Origin of the sequence: Pseudomonas sp. NFPP25, from assembly GCF_900116505.1 — a bacterium.
In the GTDB taxonomy this organism is placed as follows: Bacteria; Pseudomonadota; Gammaproteobacteria; order Pseudomonadales; family Pseudomonadaceae; genus Aquipseudomonas; species Aquipseudomonas protegens.
This window is the reverse complement of record NZ_FPBG01000003.1, coordinates 195,518-212,453: the sequence shown is the minus strand read 5'-3', so window position 1 is coordinate 212,453 and position 16,936 is coordinate 195,518. Positions and strand designations below refer to the sequence as shown.

At 61.0% G+C, this 16,936-nt stretch carries 23 protein-coding genes; 10 read left to right on the top strand and 13 right to left on the bottom strand.

What is annotated here, in order from left to right:
- Positions 1-108: 108 nt before the first annotated feature.
- The 8 genes from hisG to BM382_RS12955 form a co-directional block, all read right to left on the bottom strand.
- Complete coding sequence (hisG, locus tag BM382_RS12990) at positions 109-744, bottom strand: ATP phosphoribosyltransferase (RefSeq protein ID WP_011059282.1); 636 nt, start codon at positions 742-744, stop codon at positions 109-111.
- 129 nt (positions 745-873) lie between these two features.
- Positions 874-2,139: a UDP-N-acetylglucosamine 1-carboxyvinyltransferase gene (gene murA, locus BM382_RS12985; RefSeq protein ID WP_011059281.1), complete on the bottom strand. Its 1,266-nt coding sequence runs from the start codon at positions 2,137-2,139 to the stop codon at positions 874-876.
- Positions 2,140-2,161: 22 nt separating this feature from the next.
- The gene (locus tag BM382_RS12980) at positions 2,162-2,401 is read right to left on the bottom strand and encodes a BolA family protein (protein WP_011059280.1); all 240 of its coding nucleotides are present in this window, start codon (positions 2,399-2,401) and stop codon (positions 2,162-2,164) included.
- 116 nt (positions 2,402-2,517) lie between these two features.
- The gene (locus BM382_RS12975) at positions 2,518-2,826 is read right to left on the bottom strand and encodes an STAS domain-containing protein (protein ID WP_011059279.1); all 309 of its coding nucleotides are present in this window, start codon (positions 2,824-2,826) and stop codon (positions 2,518-2,520) included.
- Positions 2,823-3,476, bottom strand: a complete 654-nt coding sequence (locus tag BM382_RS12970) for an MlaC/ttg2D family ABC transporter substrate-binding protein (RefSeq protein ID WP_011059278.1) — start codon at positions 3,474-3,476, stop codon at positions 2,823-2,825. The genes BM382_RS12975 and BM382_RS12970 overlap by 4 nt, the downstream gene beginning before the upstream one ends.
- Before the next feature lie 11 nt (positions 3,477-3,487).
- Complete coding sequence (gene mlaD, locus BM382_RS12965) at positions 3,488-3,955, bottom strand: outer membrane lipid asymmetry maintenance protein MlaD (RefSeq protein WP_011059277.1); 468 nt, start codon at positions 3,953-3,955, stop codon at positions 3,488-3,490.
- A complete protein-coding gene (gene mlaE, locus BM382_RS12960) occupies positions 3,955-4,752 on the bottom strand; it encodes a lipid asymmetry maintenance ABC transporter permease subunit MlaE (protein WP_011059276.1) in 798 nt (265 codons plus the stop codon). The genes mlaD and mlaE overlap by 1 nt, the downstream gene beginning before the upstream one ends.
- On the bottom strand, positions 4,752-5,561 hold the full coding sequence (locus tag BM382_RS12955) for an ATP-binding cassette domain-containing protein (RefSeq protein WP_011059275.1): 810 nt from the start codon (positions 5,559-5,561) through the stop codon (positions 4,752-4,754). The genes mlaE and BM382_RS12955 overlap by 1 nt, the downstream gene beginning before the upstream one ends.
- Before the next feature lie 264 nt (positions 5,562-5,825).
- Between BM382_RS12955 and BM382_RS12950 the strand changes: the two genes are divergently transcribed.
- The 10 genes from BM382_RS12950 (at position 5,826) to BM382_RS12905 (ending at position 12,896) form a co-directional block, all read left to right on the top strand.
- The gene (locus BM382_RS12950) at positions 5,826-6,800 is read left to right on the top strand and encodes a KpsF/GutQ family sugar-phosphate isomerase (RefSeq protein WP_011059274.1); all 975 of its coding nucleotides are present in this window, start codon (positions 5,826-5,828) and stop codon (positions 6,798-6,800) included.
- Positions 6,800-7,324, top strand: coding sequence for a KdsC family phosphatase (locus BM382_RS12945; RefSeq protein ID WP_015634163.1), 525 nt, complete (start codon positions 6,800-6,802; stop codon positions 7,322-7,324). Before BM382_RS12950 ends, BM382_RS12945 begins: the two co-directional genes overlap by 1 nt.
- A gap of 9 nt (positions 7,325-7,333) precedes the next feature.
- Complete coding sequence (lptC, locus tag BM382_RS12940; RefSeq protein WP_011059272.1) at positions 7,334-7,906, top strand: LPS export ABC transporter periplasmic protein LptC; 573 nt, start codon at positions 7,334-7,336, stop codon at positions 7,904-7,906.
- Positions 7,893-8,438, top strand: a complete 546-nt coding sequence (lptA, locus tag BM382_RS12935) for a lipopolysaccharide transport periplasmic protein LptA (RefSeq protein ID WP_011059271.1) — start codon at positions 7,893-7,895, stop codon at positions 8,436-8,438. The genes lptC and lptA overlap by 14 nt, the downstream gene beginning before the upstream one ends.
- Positions 8,438-9,163: an LPS export ABC transporter ATP-binding protein gene (gene lptB / locus BM382_RS12930; RefSeq protein ID WP_011059270.1), complete on the top strand. Its 726-nt coding sequence runs from the start codon at positions 8,438-8,440 to the stop codon at positions 9,161-9,163. Before lptA ends, lptB begins: the two co-directional genes overlap by 1 nt.
- A gap of 182 nt (positions 9,164-9,345) precedes the next feature.
- Positions 9,346-10,839 carry an RNA polymerase factor sigma-54 gene (locus BM382_RS12925; protein WP_011059269.1) on the top strand — a complete coding sequence of 498 codons (1,494 nt, stop codon included), beginning with the start codon at positions 9,346-9,348 and terminating at the stop codon, positions 10,837-10,839.
- A gap of 125 nt (positions 10,840-10,964) precedes the next feature.
- Positions 10,965-11,270, top strand: a complete 306-nt coding sequence (raiA, locus tag BM382_RS12920; protein ID WP_011059268.1) for a ribosome hibernation-promoting factor, HPF/YfiA family — start codon at positions 10,965-10,967, stop codon at positions 11,268-11,270.
- A 12-nt stretch (positions 11,271-11,282) separates the two neighbouring features.
- On the top strand, positions 11,283-11,747 hold the full coding sequence (gene ptsN, locus BM382_RS12915; RefSeq protein WP_011059267.1) for a PTS IIA-like nitrogen regulatory protein PtsN: 465 nt from the start codon (positions 11,283-11,285) through the stop codon (positions 11,745-11,747).
- A 2-nt stretch (positions 11,748-11,749) separates the two neighbouring features.
- The gene (gene rapZ / locus BM382_RS12910; protein ID WP_011059266.1) at positions 11,750-12,607 is read left to right on the top strand and encodes an RNase adapter RapZ; all 858 of its coding nucleotides are present in this window, start codon (positions 11,750-11,752) and stop codon (positions 12,605-12,607) included.
- Between the two features lie 16 nt (positions 12,608-12,623).
- Positions 12,624-12,896 carry an HPr family phosphocarrier protein gene (locus BM382_RS12905; RefSeq protein WP_011059265.1) on the top strand — a complete coding sequence of 91 codons (273 nt, stop codon included), beginning with the start codon at positions 12,624-12,626 and terminating at the stop codon, positions 12,894-12,896.
- Positions 12,897-12,925: 29 nt separating this feature from the next.
- Here the strand turns inward: BM382_RS12905 and BM382_RS12900 are convergent, their stop codons facing one another.
- From BM382_RS12900 to BM382_RS12880, 5 genes are read right to left on the bottom strand one after another with little or no spacing between them, the layout of a single operon-like run.
- A complete protein-coding gene (locus tag BM382_RS12900) occupies positions 12,926-13,819 on the bottom strand; it encodes a ZIP family metal transporter (RefSeq protein WP_011059264.1) in 894 nt (297 codons plus the stop codon).
- A gap of 34 nt (positions 13,820-13,853) precedes the next feature.
- Positions 13,854-14,465 carry a superoxide dismutase gene (locus BM382_RS12895; protein ID WP_011059263.1) on the bottom strand — a complete coding sequence of 204 codons (612 nt, stop codon included), beginning with the start codon at positions 14,463-14,465 and terminating at the stop codon, positions 13,854-13,856.
- A 1-nt stretch (position 14,466) separates the two neighbouring features.
- Positions 14,467-14,916 (bottom strand): hypothetical protein, encoded by a 450-nt coding sequence (locus tag BM382_RS12890; protein ID WP_011059262.1) that lies wholly within the window; start codon positions 14,914-14,916, stop codon positions 14,467-14,469.
- A 28-nt stretch (positions 14,917-14,944) separates the two neighbouring features.
- Positions 14,945-16,321, bottom strand: a complete 1,377-nt coding sequence (locus BM382_RS12885) for a class II fumarate hydratase (protein WP_011059261.1) — start codon at positions 16,319-16,321, stop codon at positions 14,945-14,947.
- On the bottom strand, positions 16,314-16,709 hold the full coding sequence (locus BM382_RS12880; RefSeq protein ID WP_011059260.1) for a hypothetical protein: 396 nt from the start codon (positions 16,707-16,709) through the stop codon (positions 16,314-16,316). Before BM382_RS12880 ends, BM382_RS12885 begins: the two co-directional genes overlap by 8 nt.
- Positions 16,710-16,936: the final 227 nt, after the last annotated feature.

The following is a 16,936-nucleotide window of genomic DNA, read 5'->3' as shown; positions in this document are numbered from 1 at the left end:
ATTTGCAAAGCTCAGGCGCCGCAAGACTACCAAGCCATCCGCGTGGGCACCTGAGCATTCTGGCTATGACGCGGATAGATGGGCGCGGCTCAAGGCCACGCATGTGAATCAGCCGCGGTGTCGCGATTCCACTGCCTTGCGCAGGGTATCGATCAACGCCTGGATACGGGCGTGCTGCATCTTCATCGATGCCTTGTTGACCACCAGGCGGGAGCTGATGGTAGCAATCAGTTCCTGGGGTTCCAGGCCGTTGGCCCGCAGGGTATTGCCAGTGTCGACCACGTCGATGATCTTGTCGGCCAGGCCGATCAGCGGTGCCAGCTCCATGGAACCGTAGAGCTTGATGATGTCCACCTGACGACCCTGCTCGGCGTAGTAGCGCTTGGCTACGTTGACGAACTTGGTGGCCACGCGCAGGCGGCCCTTGGGTTCTGCGGCGCCAATGGCACCGGCAGTCATCAGCTTGCACTGGGCAATCTGCAGGTCCAGTGGCTCATACAGGCCCTGGCCGGTGTATTCCATCAGGACGTCCTTGCCGGCCACCCCGAGGTCGGCAGCGCCATGCTCGACATAGGTCGGCACGTCAGTGGCACGCACGATCAGCAGGCGGACATCGTCCTGGGTCGTGGGGATGATCAGTTTGCGGCTCTTGTCCGGATTCTCGGTTGGCACGATGCCCGCTTCAGCCAGAAGCGGCAGCGTGTCGTCGAGGATACGGCCCTTGGACAGTGCGATGGTCAACATGAGTAACGTAAGTCCTTATGCGGCGACTGATGCCCGGACGCAAACGGCGCCAGACATGCGTCGAGCCTGAAGACAGGCTCGACGTGAAACAGGTTCGACTGTGGGCACCTCCCTGTGCCCGTCATGCAACTAGCCCGGTACGCGGCGGATCTTGGCGCCGAGCATCTGCAGCTTCTCTTCGATGCACTCGTAACCACGGTCGATGTGGTAGATGCGATCGATCAGGGTGTCGCCTTCGGCCATCAAGGCCGAGATCACCAGGCTGGCCGAAGCCCGCAGGTCGGTAGCCATGACAGGCGCGCCCTTGAGGATTTCGGTACCGGTAACGATGGCGGTGTTGCCTTCGACCTGGATCTTGGCGCCCATGCGGTGCAGCTCATAGACGTGCATGAAGCGGTTTTCGAAGATGGTCTCGATCACCGCGCCAGTACCTTCGGCAATCGCGTTCAGGGAAATGAACTGCGCCTGCATGTCGGTGGGGAACGCCGGGTACGGAGCGGTACGCACGTTGACCGCCTTGGGGCGCTTGCCGTGCATGTTGAGCTCGATCCAGTCGCTGCCGGTGGTGACTTCAGCGCCGGCTTCCTTGAGCTTTTCCAGAACGGCTTCAAGGATGGTCGGATCGGTGTCCTTTACCTTGACGCGGCCACCGGTGACCGCAGCGGCCACCAGGTAGGTGCCGGTTTCGATACGGTCAGGCATCACTTTGTAGATCGCCGAATGCAGGCGCTCTACGCCATCGATGGTGATGGTGTCGGTGCCGGCGCCGGAAATCTTCGCGCCCATGGCGATCAGGAAGTTTGCCAGGTCCACGACTTCTGGTTCGCGAGCGGCGTTCTGCAGCACGCTGCGGCCACGGGCCAGGGCTGCAGCCATCATGATGTTCTCGGTACCGGTCACGCTCACGGTATCGAAGAAGAAATTCGCGCCGCGCAGGCCACCCTCAGGCGCCTTGGCCTTGATGTAGCCGCCTTCGACGTCGATCACCGCGCCCATGGCTTCCAGGCCGCGGATGTGCAGGTCCACCGGACGCGAGCCGATGGCGCAACCGCCAGGCAGGGCCACTTCGGCTTCGCCGAAACGGGCAACCATCGGGCCCAGTACCAGGATCGAGGCGCGCATGGTTTTCACCAGCTCGTAGGGTGCCACCAGGGTCTTGATGGTACGCGGGTCGATTTCGACGCTGAGTTTCTCGTCGATCACCGGCTCGATGCCCATGCGACCGAACAGCTCGATCATGGTGGTAATGTCGTGCAGGTGCGGCAGGTTGGCCACGGTGACCGGGCCATCGCACAGCAGGGTTGCCGCCAGAATCGGCAGCGCGGAGTTCTTGGCCCCGGAAATGCGGATCTCGCCATCAAGGCGAACGCCGCCGGTAATAATCAATTTATCCATAACAGTCTCGACGCCCTTGGGCTCAGGTGCGCTCGGCCCAGGCCGCGCGGCTGAAAAATTTCATGGTGATCGCGTGGATGCTGCCATCGGCAATCCATGGATTCAAATGGGCATAGATGCTCTGCTGACGCTTCACCGGGCTCAAGGCCGACAGTTCGTCGCTAATCACGTTCAGCTGAAAGTTGCAGCCTTCGCCCTCAACTTCTACCTGAGCTCCGGGCAGCTTTCCCTCAAGAAAGCTCTTCACTTCGTTGGCCTGCATGCTCAACCTCAATCGGCGCCCTGTGCGCGCGGGTCGGACATCATACAAAAAAGCCCCGCGCCTGCGAACCCCGCATAGCAGGACTCTGACGGGGGGCTTCTATATAGAGATGTGGGTTATTGGGGATGGGCGAAGATTTCGGTCACTCCGGAGACCTCGGCGATCTCGCGCATGTCCTCGGGCAGCGCACGAACGCTCACCGCCTTGCCCAGTGCCTGGCCATCACGCATGAAGGCCAGCAGCAGCGCGAGTCCGACGCTGGAGGACTTCTCCACCGCCGAGCAATCGAGCACCAGCGCCGGTGCCTGGCTCGACTTGATCAGCGCCTGGCCCTGCTTGCGCAGGCCCGGGCCGCTGCGGTAATCCAGCACGCCGCTGATCAACAGTTCCCCGGCGTCACCGAGGCGCACGGCCGATTCACTCATTGCGCAGCCTTTTGTGCAGCGTCTTCGGTCACTTCCTTGGCCTTGGCCACCTCACCGGCCCAGCCGTCGATGGTCTTGTCCAGGTTGTTGCCATTGCGCTGCATCGCGTCGGCGAACTGATCACGGAACAGCTTGCCGATATTGATGCCGTTGATGATCACGTTACGCACTTTCCACTCGTCGTTGATCTTTTCCAGGGTGTAGGACACTGGGTAGATCGCGCCGTTGTTGCCCTTGACCTGCATATCGACGCTGGTGCGGGTGCCGCTTTCATCCTTGGCCGGAGAAACCGTGATGCCCTGGTTGTTGTACTCCAGCAAGGCATTGCCATAGAACTGCATCAGGCTGCGCTTGAAATTTTCCTGGAAGCGCACCATCTGCTCCGGCGTAGCCTTGCGCGAATACTTGACGGTCATGATGCTGCGGGAAATGCCGTCGGCATCCACCACAGGACCGACAATGCTGTTCAAGGCATTGTAGAAGTCGTTCGGGCTTTGCTTGTACTTCTCTTTATTGGCCGCCAGGTCAGCGAGCAGACGGGTGGTCGTGTCCTGCACCAGATCATGCGCGGAAGGCGTGCTTGCCGCGTTGGCCAGCAACGGCAGAGCCGCCAGCAGCACCAACAGGCCACGTCGCAAGATAGAGATCATCGAAAAACTCCTCATTTGGCGTCTTTGCTAACGGTATTGAGCAGGAATTTACCGATCAGGTCCTCCAATACCAGCGACGACTGGGTGTCGTGGATGGTTCCACCATCCTTGAGCAAGGCTTCTTCCCCGCCCACGCTGATACCGATGTATTTCTCACCCAACAGGCCAGCAGTCAGGATAGATGCAGTGGAGTCAGTCGGCAGATTATCCACGCGCTTTTCCAATTGCATCGTTACCCGGCCAGTGAAGCTGTCACGGTCCAGATCGATCGCCGTGACCTTGCCGATGGTCACGCCGGCCATGGTCACTTTGGCTCTGACCGTCAAACCGGCGATATTGTCGAAGTAGGCGTAAAGTTTATAAGTATCGGTGCTCGCGGTTGGAGACAAGCCACTGACTCGCAGGGCAAGCAACAGCAAAGCCAGGATGCCGGCCAGCAGGAAAAGGCCGACACCGATTTCCAGGGTGCGGTTTTGCATCAGAAATCTCCAAACATCAAGGCGGTCAGAATAAAGTCCAAGCCGAGTACGGCCAACGAGGCATACACCACGGTCTTGGTAGTGGCACGGCTGATCCCCTCTGAAGTGGGCTCACAGTCATAGCCTTGGAAAACGGCGATCCAGGTCACTACAAACGCAAAAACAATACTTTTGATCACACCGTTGAGCACGTCACCACTGAAGGTCACGCTGTTCTGCATGTTCGCCCAGTAGGAGCCGTCGTAGACTCCCAGCCAGTCGACAGCGACCCACGAACCGCCCCAGATGCCCACCACGCTGAAAATCATCGCCAGCAATGGCAGGGAAATGAAGCCGGCCCACAGGCGCGGCGCAATGATGTACTTGAGCGGGTCGACACCGATCATCTCCAGGCTGGAGAGCTGCTCGGTGGACTTCATGTTGCCGATTTCCGCGGTCAGCGCCGAACCGGCACGCCCGGCGAACAGCAGCGCAGTCACTACCGGCCCCAGCTCCCGCAACAGGGTCAGGGCCACCATCTGCCCCACCGCCTGCTCCGAACCGTAGCTGGAAAGGATATTGAAGCCCTGCAGCGCCAGCACCATGCCGATGAAGATCCCGGACACGACAATGATCACCAGGGACATCACGCCCACTGAGTGCAGTTGCTTGACCAGCAGGCCAAAGCTGCCGCCGATGCCACCGCGGCCCAGCAACGCATGGAACAGGAACAGCGTGGAACGCCCCAGTACCGCCAGGACATCGATGCCTGAGCGACCGAAGAGGCGAACCCTCTCGATTAGCGATATTTTGCGCATCAGCGCTTCCCCAGAAGATCTGCGCGGTAGTCCGTCGCTGGAAAGTGAAACGGCACCGGGCCGTCGGGATCGCCCTTCATGAACTGACGGATACGCGGATTATCGGAGTCCATCAGCTCTTCGGGAGTTCCCTGGCCCAACACCTGGCCATCGCCCACTACATAGAGGTAGTCGGCAATGCTCGCGGTTTCCGCCAGGTCGTGGGAAACCAGGATGCTGGTGATGCCCAGGGCATCGTTGAGCAGCCGGATCAGGCGCACCAGAACGCCCATGGCAATGGGGTCCTGGCCCACGAAAGGCTCGTCGTACATGAGGATCTGCGGATCCAGGGCAATCGCCCGGGCCAGGGCGACCCGGCGCTTCATGCCGCCGGACAGCTCGTCGGGCATCAGGTCGACCGCGCCGCGCAAGCCCACCGCCTGCAACTTGAGCAGGACGATGTCACGAATCATTTCGTCCGGCAGTTGGGTGTGCACCCGCAGCGGAAAGGCCACGTTCTCGAACACGTCCAGGTCGGTGAACAGTGCGCCGCTCTGGAACAGCACGCCCATCTGCTTGCGCGCGTCGAACAGATCGCTGCGCGAAAGGCTCGGCAGATTCTGGCCATTGACCCACACTTCGCCGCTGCTGGGCCGCAACTGCATGCCCATCAAGCGCAACAGGGTGGTCTTCCCACAGCCGGAAGGCCCCATGATGCCGGTGACCTTGCCCCGCGGAATACGGATATCCACGTTATTGAAAATGCTGCGCGTACCGCGCTTGAAGGACAGTCCCTTCAGCTCGACCGCGTAGGCGTTATCGGCACTCATCTAAACTCCTTGCGATGCAGCCTATCACTCGGACGCTTGGCTCCCTGCCGGGAGTACATGCCCCTGGGCAGGCCGAACTGGCGGCGAACTATATCACTGCTGATACGGAGCCCCCAAGGCCGACGCCACCCCCGTTCAGGTCGACGACAGGCAAAAACCAGACTTTCCTCGCGCCCGGTAGACAAAGCCTGACGAACTTGCGTGAGGGATTTGTTCATTACCGCTATAATCGCCGCCTTTTCATCGGGCTATACGATTTCAGACATGAGCCAATCCAGCGACCTGATTCAATCAGCACAACGCACCATCCGCCTCGAACTACAGGCAGTAGAAGGCTTGCTGCCCCATATCGACGCAGATTTCGTACGCGCTTGCGAGATGATTCTGGCCAGCAAAGGCCGCGTAGTGGTGGTCGGCATGGGCAAGTCCGGGCACGTCGGCAACAAGATTGCCGCCACCCTGGCCAGCACCGGGACCACGGCCTTCTTCGTCCATCCTGCCGAAGCCAGCCATGGCGACATGGGCATGATTACCCGCGATGACGTGATCCTGGCCCTCTCCAACTCCGGCTCCACCAACGAAATCGTCACCCTGCTGCCCCTGATCAAGCGTCTGGGCATCCAGTTGATCAGCCTCACCGGCAACCCCGAGTCGCCGCTGGCCAAGGCGGCTGACGTCAACCTCAACGTCCACGTCGAGCACGAAGCCTGCCCGCTGAACCTGGCACCGACCTCCTCGACCACCGCCGCCCTGGTCATGGGCGACGCCCTGGCCGTGGCGCTGCTGGAAGCCCGGGGTTTCACTGCCGAGGACTTTGCCTTCTCCCACCCGGGTGGTGCCCTGGGCCGTCGCCTGCTGCTCAAGGTGGAGAACGTCATGCACGAAGGCAGCGATCTGCCCCAGGTGCAACGCGGCACCCTGCTCAAGGACGCGCTCATGGAAATGACCCGCAAGGGCCTGGGCATGACCGTGATCCTGGAGGCCGACGGCCGCCTGGCCGGGATCTTCACCGACGGCGACCTGCGTCGCACCCTGGATCGGGCCATCGATATACACCATGCCACCATCGATTCGGTGATGACCCCTCATGGCAAGACCGCACGTGCCGACATGCTGGCCGCCGAAGCCCTGAAAATCATGGAAGACCACAAGATCAGCGCCCTGGTGGTGGTGGACAAGGAAGACCGGCCGATCGGCGCCTTGAACATGCACGACCTGCTGCGCGCGGGAGTGATGTGATGAGTGCCGACCTGCTGCAACGCGGTAAAAACATCAAGCTGGCGGTATTCGATGTCGACGGCGTGCTGACTGACGGGCGCCTGTACTTCCTCGAAGACGGCAGCGAGTTCAAGACCTTCAACACCCTGGACGGCCAGGGCATCAAGATGCTCATGGCGGCCGGCGTGCAGACGGCGATCATCAGCGGGCGCAAGACCCCGGTGGTAGAGCGCCGAGCCAAGAACCTGGGGATTCCCCACCTGTACCAGGGCCGCGAAGACAAGCTGGTGGTATTGGACGAGCTTCTTGGCCAACTGGGCCTAAGCTATGAACAGGTCGCCTATCTGGGCGACGATTTGCCCGACCTGCCGGTGATCCGCCGCGTGGGGCTGGGCATGGCGGTGGCCAATGCCGCAGCGTTTGTCCGCGAACACGCCCACGGCGTCACCGCGGCCCGCGGCGGCGAAGGTGCCGCCCGCGAGTTCTGCGAACTGATCCTGCGTGCCCAGGACCGCCTTGAAGCAGCCAATGCCGCTTACTTATAGAGCCTTCCCATGCTGAGCAAAAAGATTCGCAACATCCTGATCTTCGGGACCATCGCCCTGCTGTTCGCAGCGGTCGGTTACTGGAACATCAGCCCGGAACGCTTCCTCGACAAGCCGGTGGCCCAGGTCGACGAAAGCGCCATTGACTACTACGTGATCAACGCCCGCAGCGTGCAGTACCTGCCCGACGGCAAACTGCAGTACGAAATGACCTCGGACAAGGTCGAGCACGTCAAGGCCAGCGAAGTGACCCTGCTGACCAAGCCGGACCTGCAGATGTACCGTGGCACCACGTTCCCCTGGCATGTCCAGAGCGAACGCGGCGAGGTCAACCCGGACGGCACCGAGGTCGAGCTGATCGATTCGGTACGGGTTTCCCGCACCGACGAGCACAACCGCAACCTGCTGATCACCACGACCCGCATGACAGTATTCCCGCAGAAGCAATATGCGCAGACCGAGCAAGCCGTTAGAATCGACGGCGCCGGCGGCGTGACTACGGCCAAGGGAATGAAAGCGTATTTGAAAGACGGCAGGATGAACCTGCTATCGAACGTAAGAGGACAGTATGAGGCTCGTTAAAACCCTCCCTATTTTGCTCAGTCTGGGCGCAGCACTGGGAAGCGTGAGCGCCTGGGCTCTGCCGAACGATAGCCAACAGCCGATCCGCATCCAGGCCGACGACGCCCAGCTGGACGACAAGAACGGCGTGGCCACCTACAAGGGCGATGTCATCATCACCCAGGGCTCGATGAAGATCACCGGTAACACCGTGACCATCACCCGGTCCAAGACCGGTGAAATCGACGTGGTGACCTCGGTGGGCAACCTCGCCTACTTCGAGCAACTGCAGAAGCAGACCGACCCGAAACCGGTCCAGGCCTACGCCGTGACCATCCAGTACCATGCCCAGCAGAACCGCATCGTGCTGATCGACAAGGCCAAGGTCATCAACGACGGTAATACCACCGAAGGCGAGAAGATCGTCTACGACACCGTCAAGCAGGTTGCCAACGCCGGTCGCGCCAATGGCAGCTCGGTTACCGCGCCGCGTCCGCGGATCGACATGGTCATCCAGCCGAAAAAGAAAACCGACGAGCAAAAGGCCCAGTAATGGCAACTCTGAAAGCTCAGCACCTGGCCAAGAGCTACAAGAGCCGCCAGGTCGTGCGTGATGTCAGCCTGTCCATCGACAGCGGTCAGATCGTCGGCCTGCTCGGCCCCAACGGCGCCGGCAAGACCACCTGCTTCTACATGATCGTCGGCCTGGTCCAGGCCGATCAGGGCCGCGTCCTGATCGACGACCTGGATGTCAGCCACCAACCGATGCACGGCCGAGCACGCGCCGGTATCGGCTACCTGCCCCAGGAAGCCTCGATCTTTCGCAAGCTGTCGGTGGCAGACAACATCATGGCCATCCTCGAGACCCGCAAGGAGCTCGACAAGGCCGGCCGTCGCCAGGAACTGGAAAGCCTGCTGCAGGAATTCCACATCAACCACATCCGCGACAACCTCGGCATGAGCCTGTCCGGTGGTGAGCGGCGCCGCGTGGAGATCGCCCGGGCCCTGGCCACCGCGCCCAAGTTCATCCTGCTGGACGAACCCTTCGCCGGTGTCGACCCGATCTCGGTGGGCGATATCAAGCAGATCATCCACCACCTCAAGGCCAAGGGCATCGGGGTGCTGATCACCGACCACAACGTCCGGGAAACCCTGGACATCTGCGAGACCGCCTACATCGTCAACGACGGGCAACTGATCGCCGAAGGCGACTCCGAGACCATCCTGGCCAACGAACTGGTCAAGGAAGTCTATCTGGGCCATGAGTTCCGCCTGTAAGGGCTGATGTGTTGGGCTGGACGCCAGGGCGCCGGGAACAATAAAACCCTACAAACTTTATTGTTACAGCGCTCTAGGCAAACACTTCAGTTTCAGGCATATAATTTGCTTATGTTTGGCGCTCCGGCGCCCTGTAGTGGATGGCGCATGTGCGCCGGCAAATAAGGTGTTAAGCCCCTGCCATGAAACCATCGCTAGTCCTTAGAATGGGCCAGCAGCTGACGATGACACCGCAGCTGCAACAGGCCATCCGCCTGCTCCAATTGTCGACCCTGGACCTGCAACAGGAAATCCAGGAAGCCCTGGAGTCCAACCCGATGCTCGAACGCCAGGAAGAAGGCGACGACTTCGACAACAGCGACCCCCTGGCCGACAACACCGAGTCCAAACCCAATACCGAGATCCAGGAGCCCTCCTACCAGGAAACCGCCCCCACGGTGGACAACCTCGAGGACGGTGAGTGGAACGAGCGCATCCCCAACGAACTGCCGGTCGACACCGCCTGGGAAGACGTCTACCAGACCAGCGCCAGCAGCCTGCCCAGCAGCGATGACGACGAGTGGGACTTCACCACCCGCACTTCCGCGGGCGAGAGCCTGCAGAGCCACCTGCTCTGGCAACTGAACCTAGCGCCGATGTCGGACACCGACCGCCTGATTGCCGTGACCCTGATCGACTGCATCAACAATCAGGGCTACCTGGACGAAACCCTCGAGGAGATCCTCGAAGCCTTCGATCCGGAACTGGACATCGAACTGGACGAGATAGAAGCCGTCCTGCACCGCATCCAGCAATTCGAACCCGCGGGCATCGGCGCCCGCAACCTGGGCGAGTGCCTGTTGCTGCAACTGCGCCAGTTGCCGGCGAAAACGCCCTGGCTGGGCGAGGCCCAGCGCCTGGTCAGTGACTACATCGACCTCCTGGGCAGCCGCGACTACAGCCAGCTGATGCGGCGCATGAAGCTCAAGGAAGATGAGCTGCGCCAGGTCATCGAGCTGGTGCAGAGCCTCAACCCCCGCCCCGGATCGCAGATCGAATCCAGCGAAGCCGAATACGTGGTCCCGGACGTCATAGTGCGCAAGGACAACGAACGCTGGCTGGTGGAACTGAACCAGGAATCCGTGCCGCGCCTGCGGGTCAACGCCCAGTACGCCGGTTTTGTACGCCGCGCCGACACCAGCGCCGACAACACCTTCATGCGCAACCAGTTGCAGGAAGCCCGCTGGTTCATCAAGAGCCTGCAAAGCCGCAATGAAACCCTGATGAAGGTCGCCACCCAGATCGTCGAGCACCAGCGCGGCTTTCTCGAATATGGCGATGAAGCGATGAAGCCGCTGGTTCTGCACGATATCGCCGAGGCGGTGGGCATGCACGAATCGACGATTTCCCGGGTGACCACGCAAAAATTCATGCATACCCCACGGGGCATATATGAGCTGAAATACTTTTTCTCCAGCCACGTCAGCACTTCGGAAGGCGGTGAATGCTCGTCCACGGCGATCCGCGCGATCATCAAAAAATTGGTGGCCGCGGAAAATCAGAAAAAGCCGTTGAGTGACAGCAAGATCGCTGGTTTACTGGAGGCACAAGGCATTCAGGTAGCCCGTCGTACCGTCGCCAAGTACCGCGAATCCCTTGGGATCGCGCCTTCCAGCGAACGTAAGCGGTTGATGTAGCCGCAGGGCTGGCCACAGCGTTTCAGAGTGTGTTTGAAAAGGGCCCGGTGTCGTTTTCAAACGTAGTCTAGGTGGCAGGCAACCCAGCCTGCCGCGTTATGCACTGGCAACGAAGGAGAAGCTGTATGCAAGTCAACATCAGTGGACACCAACTCGAAGTGACTGAACCCCTGCGCGTCTACATCGGCGAAAAACTCGACCGGCTGGAGAGGCACTTCGACAAGATTACCAATGTGCAGGTCACCATGGCTGTCGAGAAGCTGAAGCAGAAAATCGAAGCCACCCTGCACATCCACGGTGGGGAGGTCGTTGCCAACGCAGAACATGACGATATGTATGCCGCAATCGACCTGCTCACGGACAAGCTTGACCGCCAACTGAAAAAGCATAAGGAAAAGCAACTCCACCTTCTCCAAGGCACGGGTCGCTAACACTCCCCTCCCATGATCCGACTTGAAAGCATCCTGACCCCCGGCCGTTCCCTGGTGAACGTGCCGGGCGGCAGTAAAAAACGCGCCCTCGAACAAATTGCCAACCTGATCAGCCGTGAAGTGCCTGATCTGGAGATGCAGGATGTCTTCGAGAGCCTGATTGCCCGTGAAAAACTCGGTTCCACCGGTTTTGGCAACGGCATCGCCATTCCCCACTGCCGCCTCAAAGGCTGCGAGTCGCCCATCAGTGCGCTGATGCACCTGGACGCTCCGATCGATTTCGACGCCATTGATGGCGCACCGGTCGACCTGCTGTTCGTCCTGCTGGTTCCGGAAGCCGCGACCGATGCACACCTGGAACTGCTCCGGCAGATCGCCAGCATGCTCGATCGCAAGGAAGTCCGTGACCGGCTGCGCAGCGCCACCAGCAACGAAGCCTTGTATCAGGTCGTTCTGGACGAGCAAAACGGTCAGTAATCATGCGTTTGATCATCGTTAGCGGCCGCTCCGGCTCAGGTAAAAGCACCGCCCTCGATGTTCTCGAGGACCACGGCTACTACTGCATCGACAACCTGCCAGCCGGCTTGCTGCCGGAACTGGCTGAACGTGCGTTGATCCACACCGAACTGGCGCAACCGCTGGTGGCGGTGTCCATCGATGCCCGCAACCTGCCCAGTCATCTGTCGCGCTTCCCCGAATTGCTGGAAGAAGTGCGCAGCCGGCATATCCAGTGCGATGTGCTGTACCTGGATGCCGACGAAGAGACCCTGCTCAAGCGCTTCTCCGAGACCCGTCGGCGCCACCCGCTGAGCAGCGCCAACCGCTCCCTGGCCGAAGCCATCCACGATGAAACCCAACTGCTGGGGCCGATCGTCGACCTGGCCGATCTCAAGGTCAACACCACCAACCTGAACCTTTACCAGCTGCGCGACACCATCAAGCTGCGACTGTTGAACCAGCCGGAACCCGGTACCGCGTTCCTGGTGGAGTCCTTCGGCTTCAAGCGCGGCATGCCGGTAGATGCAGACCTGGTGTTCGACGTGCGCTGCCTGCCCAACCCGTATTGGAAGCCCGAGTTGCGCGCCCAATCAGGCCTGGATGCGCCCGTGGCCGAGTATCTGGCGGCGCAACCCGATGTCGAGGAAATGTTCCAGGACATCTCCAGCTACCTGCTCAAATGGCTACCACGCTTTGCCGCCAGCAACCGCGCCTATGTGACCATCGCCATCGGCTGCACCGGCGGGCACCACCGCTCCGTGTACCTAACCGAGCGCCTGGGCCAGGTCCTGCAAAAATCCCTGAAGAACGTCCAGGTTCGCCACCGCGACCTTAGCTGAAAGGATCTACCCCGCGATGCCAGCTCTGGAAATCGAGATCATCAATAAACTGGGCCTGCATGCCCGTGCCTCGGCCAAGTTCGTCGGCGTGGCCGGGCAGTTTCCCTGCCAGATCCGCGCCGGCAGGACCCCGGACTCCATGGTCGACGGCAAAAGCATCATGGCCATGATGATGCTGGCCGCCGGCAAGGGCACCAGGATCCACCTGAAGACCGAAGGCGAGCAGGAACAGGAAGCGATGGATGCGCTGGTGGCACTGATCAACAACTTCTTCGACGAAGGCGAGTAGACCCGGGCGGGCCCCTCACCATACGGCTCTCAGGCGAGTGCCGTATCCATGACCATCATCAGGCAGAAACCGATACACAGGCCAAGGCTGGCAAGCTTGTCATGGCCATTGCGACGCGACTCCGGAATCACTTCATGAGTGACCACCAGCAGCATCGCCCCCGCCGCCAGGGCCAGGCCCAAGGGCAGCAATACCTGCGCCAGGCTCACCAGCCAGGCGCAGAGCAAGGCAAAGACCGGTTCCACCAGACCTGAAGCCGCACCAATCAGGAATGCCTTGACCCGCGACATCCCCGCCCCCGCCAATACCAGGGCAATCACCAGGCCTTCCGGTACATCCTGCAGGGCAATGCCCATGGCCAGGCTGTCCGCATCCGGCATGCCGCCTCCGGCCGACACCCCCACCGCCATCCCTTCAGGAATGTTGTGGGCAATGATGGCGAAGACGAACAGCCAGATACGCGGGGCAATCACCGGATGCTCTGGCGTGCCCACCAGCACCTCCGGGCTGCCCCCCGAGACCTTGAGATCCACCAGGAACAGGCCAAAGGCCCCGAGCATGATGCCGGCGCAGATCAGGCCGCTGGAGCCCCAGGCAGACAAGCCCAGGTCCTGGGCCGCAGCGATGCCGGGGACGATCAGCGAAAATGCCGTGGCCGCCAGCATCACTCCGGCACCAAAACCCAGCAGGGTGTCGCTCACCGCCACCGGCATCCGCCGGATCACCAGCACCGGGACCGCCCCCAGCGCCGTGCCCAGCGCGCAGATCGAACCGCCCTGCAAGGCGCGCAGCAAGCGCGGCTCCAGGTTCAGCCAGCTCAACCCTTGAGCCACCAGCAACGCCGTGCCCGCCAACAGCAACAGCGAACCGAAGGCATAACGAAACATTCGCCCGCTGCTGATTGCCAGTGTTTCAGTGCCCATAGTCGGCCTTAGATCTTGTTTTGATGGAAAGGTATCAAGCCATCGCGGCCTGGTAGCGCTGAGCGACTTCCGGCCAGTTGATGACGTTGTAGAAGGCGTTGATGTATTCCGGGCGGCGGTTCTGGTAGCGCAGGTAGTAGGCGTGCTCCCACACATCCAGACCGAGGATCGGCGTATTGCCGTTCATCAGCGGGCTGTCCTGGTTACCGCTGCTTTCCACCACCAGTTTCTTCTCCGGTGTCACGCTGAGCCAGGCCCAGCCACTGCCGAAACGGGTGAGTGCGGCCTTGGTGAACGCTTCCTTGAAGCTCTCGAAACCACCCAGTTGCTGCTCGATGGCTTGCCCCAGGGCGCCTTGGGGATGACCGCCACCGGCGGGTGTCATCACCGCCCAGAACAGCGAATGGTTGGCATGCCCGCCACCCTGGTTGATCACCGCAGCACGCAGTTTTTCCGGCAGTTGCTGAACGCTGGCTACCAGCTTTTCCACCTCCCACCCTGCCCATTCGGTCCCCTCGACGGCGGCGTTGAGGTTGTTGATGTAGGTCTGGTGATGCTTGGTGTAGTGGATTTCCATGGTTTGCGCATCGATGTGCGGTTCCAGGGCGTCGTAGGCGTAAGGCAGTGCAGGCAAGGTAAAGGACATATCAATGGGCTCCGTAAGAGGGGCTGTCTGGTTGCGGGCTGTCGGCTGACAGGCCCGCGACGTTGCTGTCCAGCAAACGGTGAGTGCGCGGGTATTCGCCGTGATCACCGATGAAATTCAGCAGTTCGACGTAGGTCTTGCTGCTTTGGCGCAAGGCCGCTTCCCGCAGGGCTGTGGGCAAGCGGCTGTCCTGCATGGTCTGCAGCAACCGCTGATGGATGGCGCAGAGGTATTCCGCGCTCTCCTCCGGCTGATTGAGGCGCAGGTGCAGGTCTGCCAGGTTGTGATGGGAAATCACACAGGCCGCCACCGCTTCGTCGGCATCCGACCAGCGCTCGAACAGCACCTGGGCCAGGGCCAGCGCCTGCAGGTAGAACTCGCGAGCATCCACCAGCTCGCCCTGCATAAAGAGGCGATTGGCCCTTTCGATCGTGCGTTTCCAGTGCTCCATGGTAAGCCTCCAAAGCGGTGTCGGTGGGTTACACGCCGCCGGCAGTGAGCTTTTCCGGGTCCAGCAGGACCTCCAGCTGGCTGCGTGGCAGATCGGTATGTTCAAGGGCCACGTCGATCACCGGGCGCCCCTGCTTGTAGGCGGTCTTGGCGATCTGCGCAGCCTTCTGATAGCCGATGATCGGGTTCAGCGCCGTGACCAGGATCGGGTTGCGCGACAGCGCTTCCTTGAGCTTGGGTTCGTTGACCTTGAAGCTGGCGATGGCCTTGTCCGCCAGCAGGCGGCTGGAGTTGGCCAGCAACTCGATGCTGCTCAGCAGGTTCTGGGCAATGATCGGCAGCATCACGTTGAGCTCGAAGTTGCCCGATTGCCCGGCCACAGTGATGGTGCTGTCGTTGCCGATGACCTGGGCGGCGACCATCGCGGTGGCTTCAGGAATCACCGGGTTGACCTTGCCGGGCATGATCGACGAACCGGGCTGCAAACCTTCCAGCTCGATCTCGCCGAGCCCGGCCAGCGGGCCGGAGTTCATCCAGCGCAGGTCGTTGGCGATCTTCATCAACGACACCGCGGTAGCCTTGAGCTGGCCGGATACCGTCACCGCAGTGTCCTGGGAGCCGATCAGGGCGAAAAGATTCTTGCCCGGGGTGAATTGCACCTGGGTCAGCTTGCTCAACTGCTGGCTGAAACGCGCAGCGAACTCGGGATGCGCATTGATCCCGGTGCCCACAGCGGTGCCGCCCTGAGCCAGGGATTGCAGGCTCGGCAGCAGATCCTGCAGGTGGCTGATATTGGCCTTGAGTTGCTGCGCCCAGCCCTCCAGCACCTGGCTCATGCGCACCGGCATCGCGTCCATCAGGTGAGTGCGGCCGGTCTTGATGAAGGGGTGCACCTGTACCGCCTTGCGCTCGATGACCTCCACCAGATGCACCAGGGCCGGCAGCAGTTGCTCATGCAGGGTCAGCGCGGCGCTGACATGAATGGTGGTAGGGATGATGTCGTTGCTGCTCTGGCCGCAGTTGACATGGTCATTGGGGTTGACCGGTTCACCCAGCAGGCGGCTGGCCAGGGTTGCCAGTACTTCATTGGCGTTCATGTTGGAACTGGTGCCAGAGCCGGTCTGGAAAATGTCCACCGGGAAGTGCTGCATGAAATCACCTTCCAGCAGACCCTGGGCGGCATCGACGATGGCCTTGCCCTGGGCTTCGCTGATCTGCCCCAGTTCGACGTTGGCCTTGGCCGCAGCCGCCTTGGCCAGGATCAGCGCACGGATGAAGGCTGCCGGCATGCGTTGCCCGCTGATGGGGAAGTTGTCCACCGCACGCTGGGTCTGTGCGCCGTACAGGGCCAGTTCCGGTACCTGCAGTTCGCCCATGCTGTCGCGTTCGATACGGGTATTACTCATCGGGAAATCCTTGCACCAGTTCTATCAGGGGAATGGAAGGCAGCAGCGAGCAGGTCGCCAACTGCCAGGCGTGGCTCTGCCAGCGCTTGAGCCGGCAATTGCACAAAGACAACCGCTCCATGTCGCGCAACGGCCGCCAGGCCTGGTCCAGGCACTGGCTGCGCCAATGCCAGGGCAGCGCTGTATCGGTTGCGGTATCGATCAATAAACGGAAGGAAGTTTCAGCGACGGTCCAGGCCGACATCGCGGTACAGCAGGCCAGGTAGCGGCCTTCGGCGAGGTAATGCTCGATCAGACGGGGTTCGTCCGGTTCCAGTGCGCAACGGATCTGGCGGCTCATCCAGCGCCAGCTTTCGAGGTAAGGCTGCTCGTGCAAGGCAGAACTCATGACCTGGGCTCATCGAATAATGATTTTCATTATTAAATGATATTGAGAATCAAATCAATCTGGCTTGTATGATTTTTGTCCAACTCTTATAGGGCCCGCCTTGCCGGCGAATGAGCCCTTGAGCCTGGTGCCGGATGTCAGGACGCTTTCGCTGGCAAGCCAGCTCCTACAAAAATGGCGGCCATAAAAAACGCGCCACCTCGGGGAGGTGGCGCGTTGGGGGTGAA

What these genes read in the sequence shown, in the direction of transcription:
- hisG (WP_011059282.1), bottom strand. Translation starts at nt 744, where the DNA reads ATGTTGACCATCGCACTGTCCAAGGGCCGTATCCTCGACGACACGCTG.
- murA (WP_011059281.1), bottom strand. Translation starts at nt 2,139, where the DNA reads ATGGATAAATTGATTATTACCGGCGGCGTTCGCCTTGATGGCGAGATC.
- BM382_RS12980 (WP_011059280.1), bottom strand. Translation starts at nt 2,401, where the DNA reads ATGCAGGCCAACGAAGTGAAGAGCTTTCTTGAGGGAAAGCTGCCCGGA.
- BM382_RS12975 (WP_011059279.1), bottom strand. Translation starts at nt 2,826, where the DNA reads ATGAGTGAATCGGCCGTGCGCCTCGGTGACGCCGGGGAACTGTTGATC.
- BM382_RS12970 (WP_011059278.1), bottom strand. Translation starts at nt 3,476, where the DNA reads ATGATCTCTATCTTGCGACGTGGCCTGTTGGTGCTGCTGGCGGCTCTG.
- mlaD (WP_011059277.1), bottom strand. Translation starts at nt 3,955, where the DNA reads ATGCAAAACCGCACCCTGGAAATCGGTGTCGGCCTTTTCCTGCTGGCC.
- mlaE (WP_011059276.1), bottom strand. Translation starts at nt 4,752, where the DNA reads ATGCGCAAAATATCGCTAATCGAGAGGGTTCGCCTCTTCGGTCGCTCA.
- BM382_RS12955 (WP_011059275.1), bottom strand. Translation starts at nt 5,561, where the DNA reads ATGAGTGCCGATAACGCCTACGCGGTCGAGCTGAAGGGACTGTCCTTC.
- BM382_RS12950 (WP_011059274.1), top strand. Translation starts at nt 5,826, where the DNA reads ATGAGCCAATCCAGCGACCTGATTCAATCAGCACAACGCACCATCCGC.
- BM382_RS12945 (WP_015634163.1), top strand. Translation starts at nt 6,800, where the DNA reads ATGAGTGCCGACCTGCTGCAACGCGGTAAAAACATCAAGCTGGCGGTA.
- lptC (WP_011059272.1), top strand. Translation starts at nt 7,334, where the DNA reads ATGCTGAGCAAAAAGATTCGCAACATCCTGATCTTCGGGACCATCGCC.
- lptA (WP_011059271.1), top strand. Translation starts at nt 7,893, where the DNA reads ATGAGGCTCGTTAAAACCCTCCCTATTTTGCTCAGTCTGGGCGCAGCA.
- lptB (WP_011059270.1), top strand. Translation starts at nt 8,438, where the DNA reads ATGGCAACTCTGAAAGCTCAGCACCTGGCCAAGAGCTACAAGAGCCGC.
- BM382_RS12925 (WP_011059269.1), top strand. Translation starts at nt 9,346, where the DNA reads ATGAAACCATCGCTAGTCCTTAGAATGGGCCAGCAGCTGACGATGACA.
- raiA (WP_011059268.1), top strand. Translation starts at nt 10,965, where the DNA reads ATGCAAGTCAACATCAGTGGACACCAACTCGAAGTGACTGAACCCCTG.
- ptsN (WP_011059267.1), top strand. Translation starts at nt 11,283, where the DNA reads ATGATCCGACTTGAAAGCATCCTGACCCCCGGCCGTTCCCTGGTGAAC.
- rapZ (WP_011059266.1), top strand. Translation starts at nt 11,750, where the DNA reads ATGCGTTTGATCATCGTTAGCGGCCGCTCCGGCTCAGGTAAAAGCACC.
- BM382_RS12905 (WP_011059265.1), top strand. Translation starts at nt 12,624, where the DNA reads ATGCCAGCTCTGGAAATCGAGATCATCAATAAACTGGGCCTGCATGCC.
- BM382_RS12900 (WP_011059264.1), bottom strand. Translation starts at nt 13,819, where the DNA reads ATGGGCACTGAAACACTGGCAATCAGCAGCGGGCGAATGTTTCGTTAT.
- BM382_RS12895 (WP_011059263.1), bottom strand. Translation starts at nt 14,465, where the DNA reads ATGTCCTTTACCTTGCCTGCACTGCCTTACGCCTACGACGCCCTGGAA.
- BM382_RS12890 (WP_011059262.1), bottom strand. Translation starts at nt 14,916, where the DNA reads ATGGAGCACTGGAAACGCACGATCGAAAGGGCCAATCGCCTCTTTATG.
- BM382_RS12885 (WP_011059261.1), bottom strand. Translation starts at nt 16,321, where the DNA reads ATGAGTAATACCCGTATCGAACGCGACAGCATGGGCGAACTGCAGGTA.
- BM382_RS12880 (WP_011059260.1), bottom strand. Translation starts at nt 16,709, where the DNA reads ATGAGTTCTGCCTTGCACGAGCAGCCTTACCTCGAAAGCTGGCGCTGG.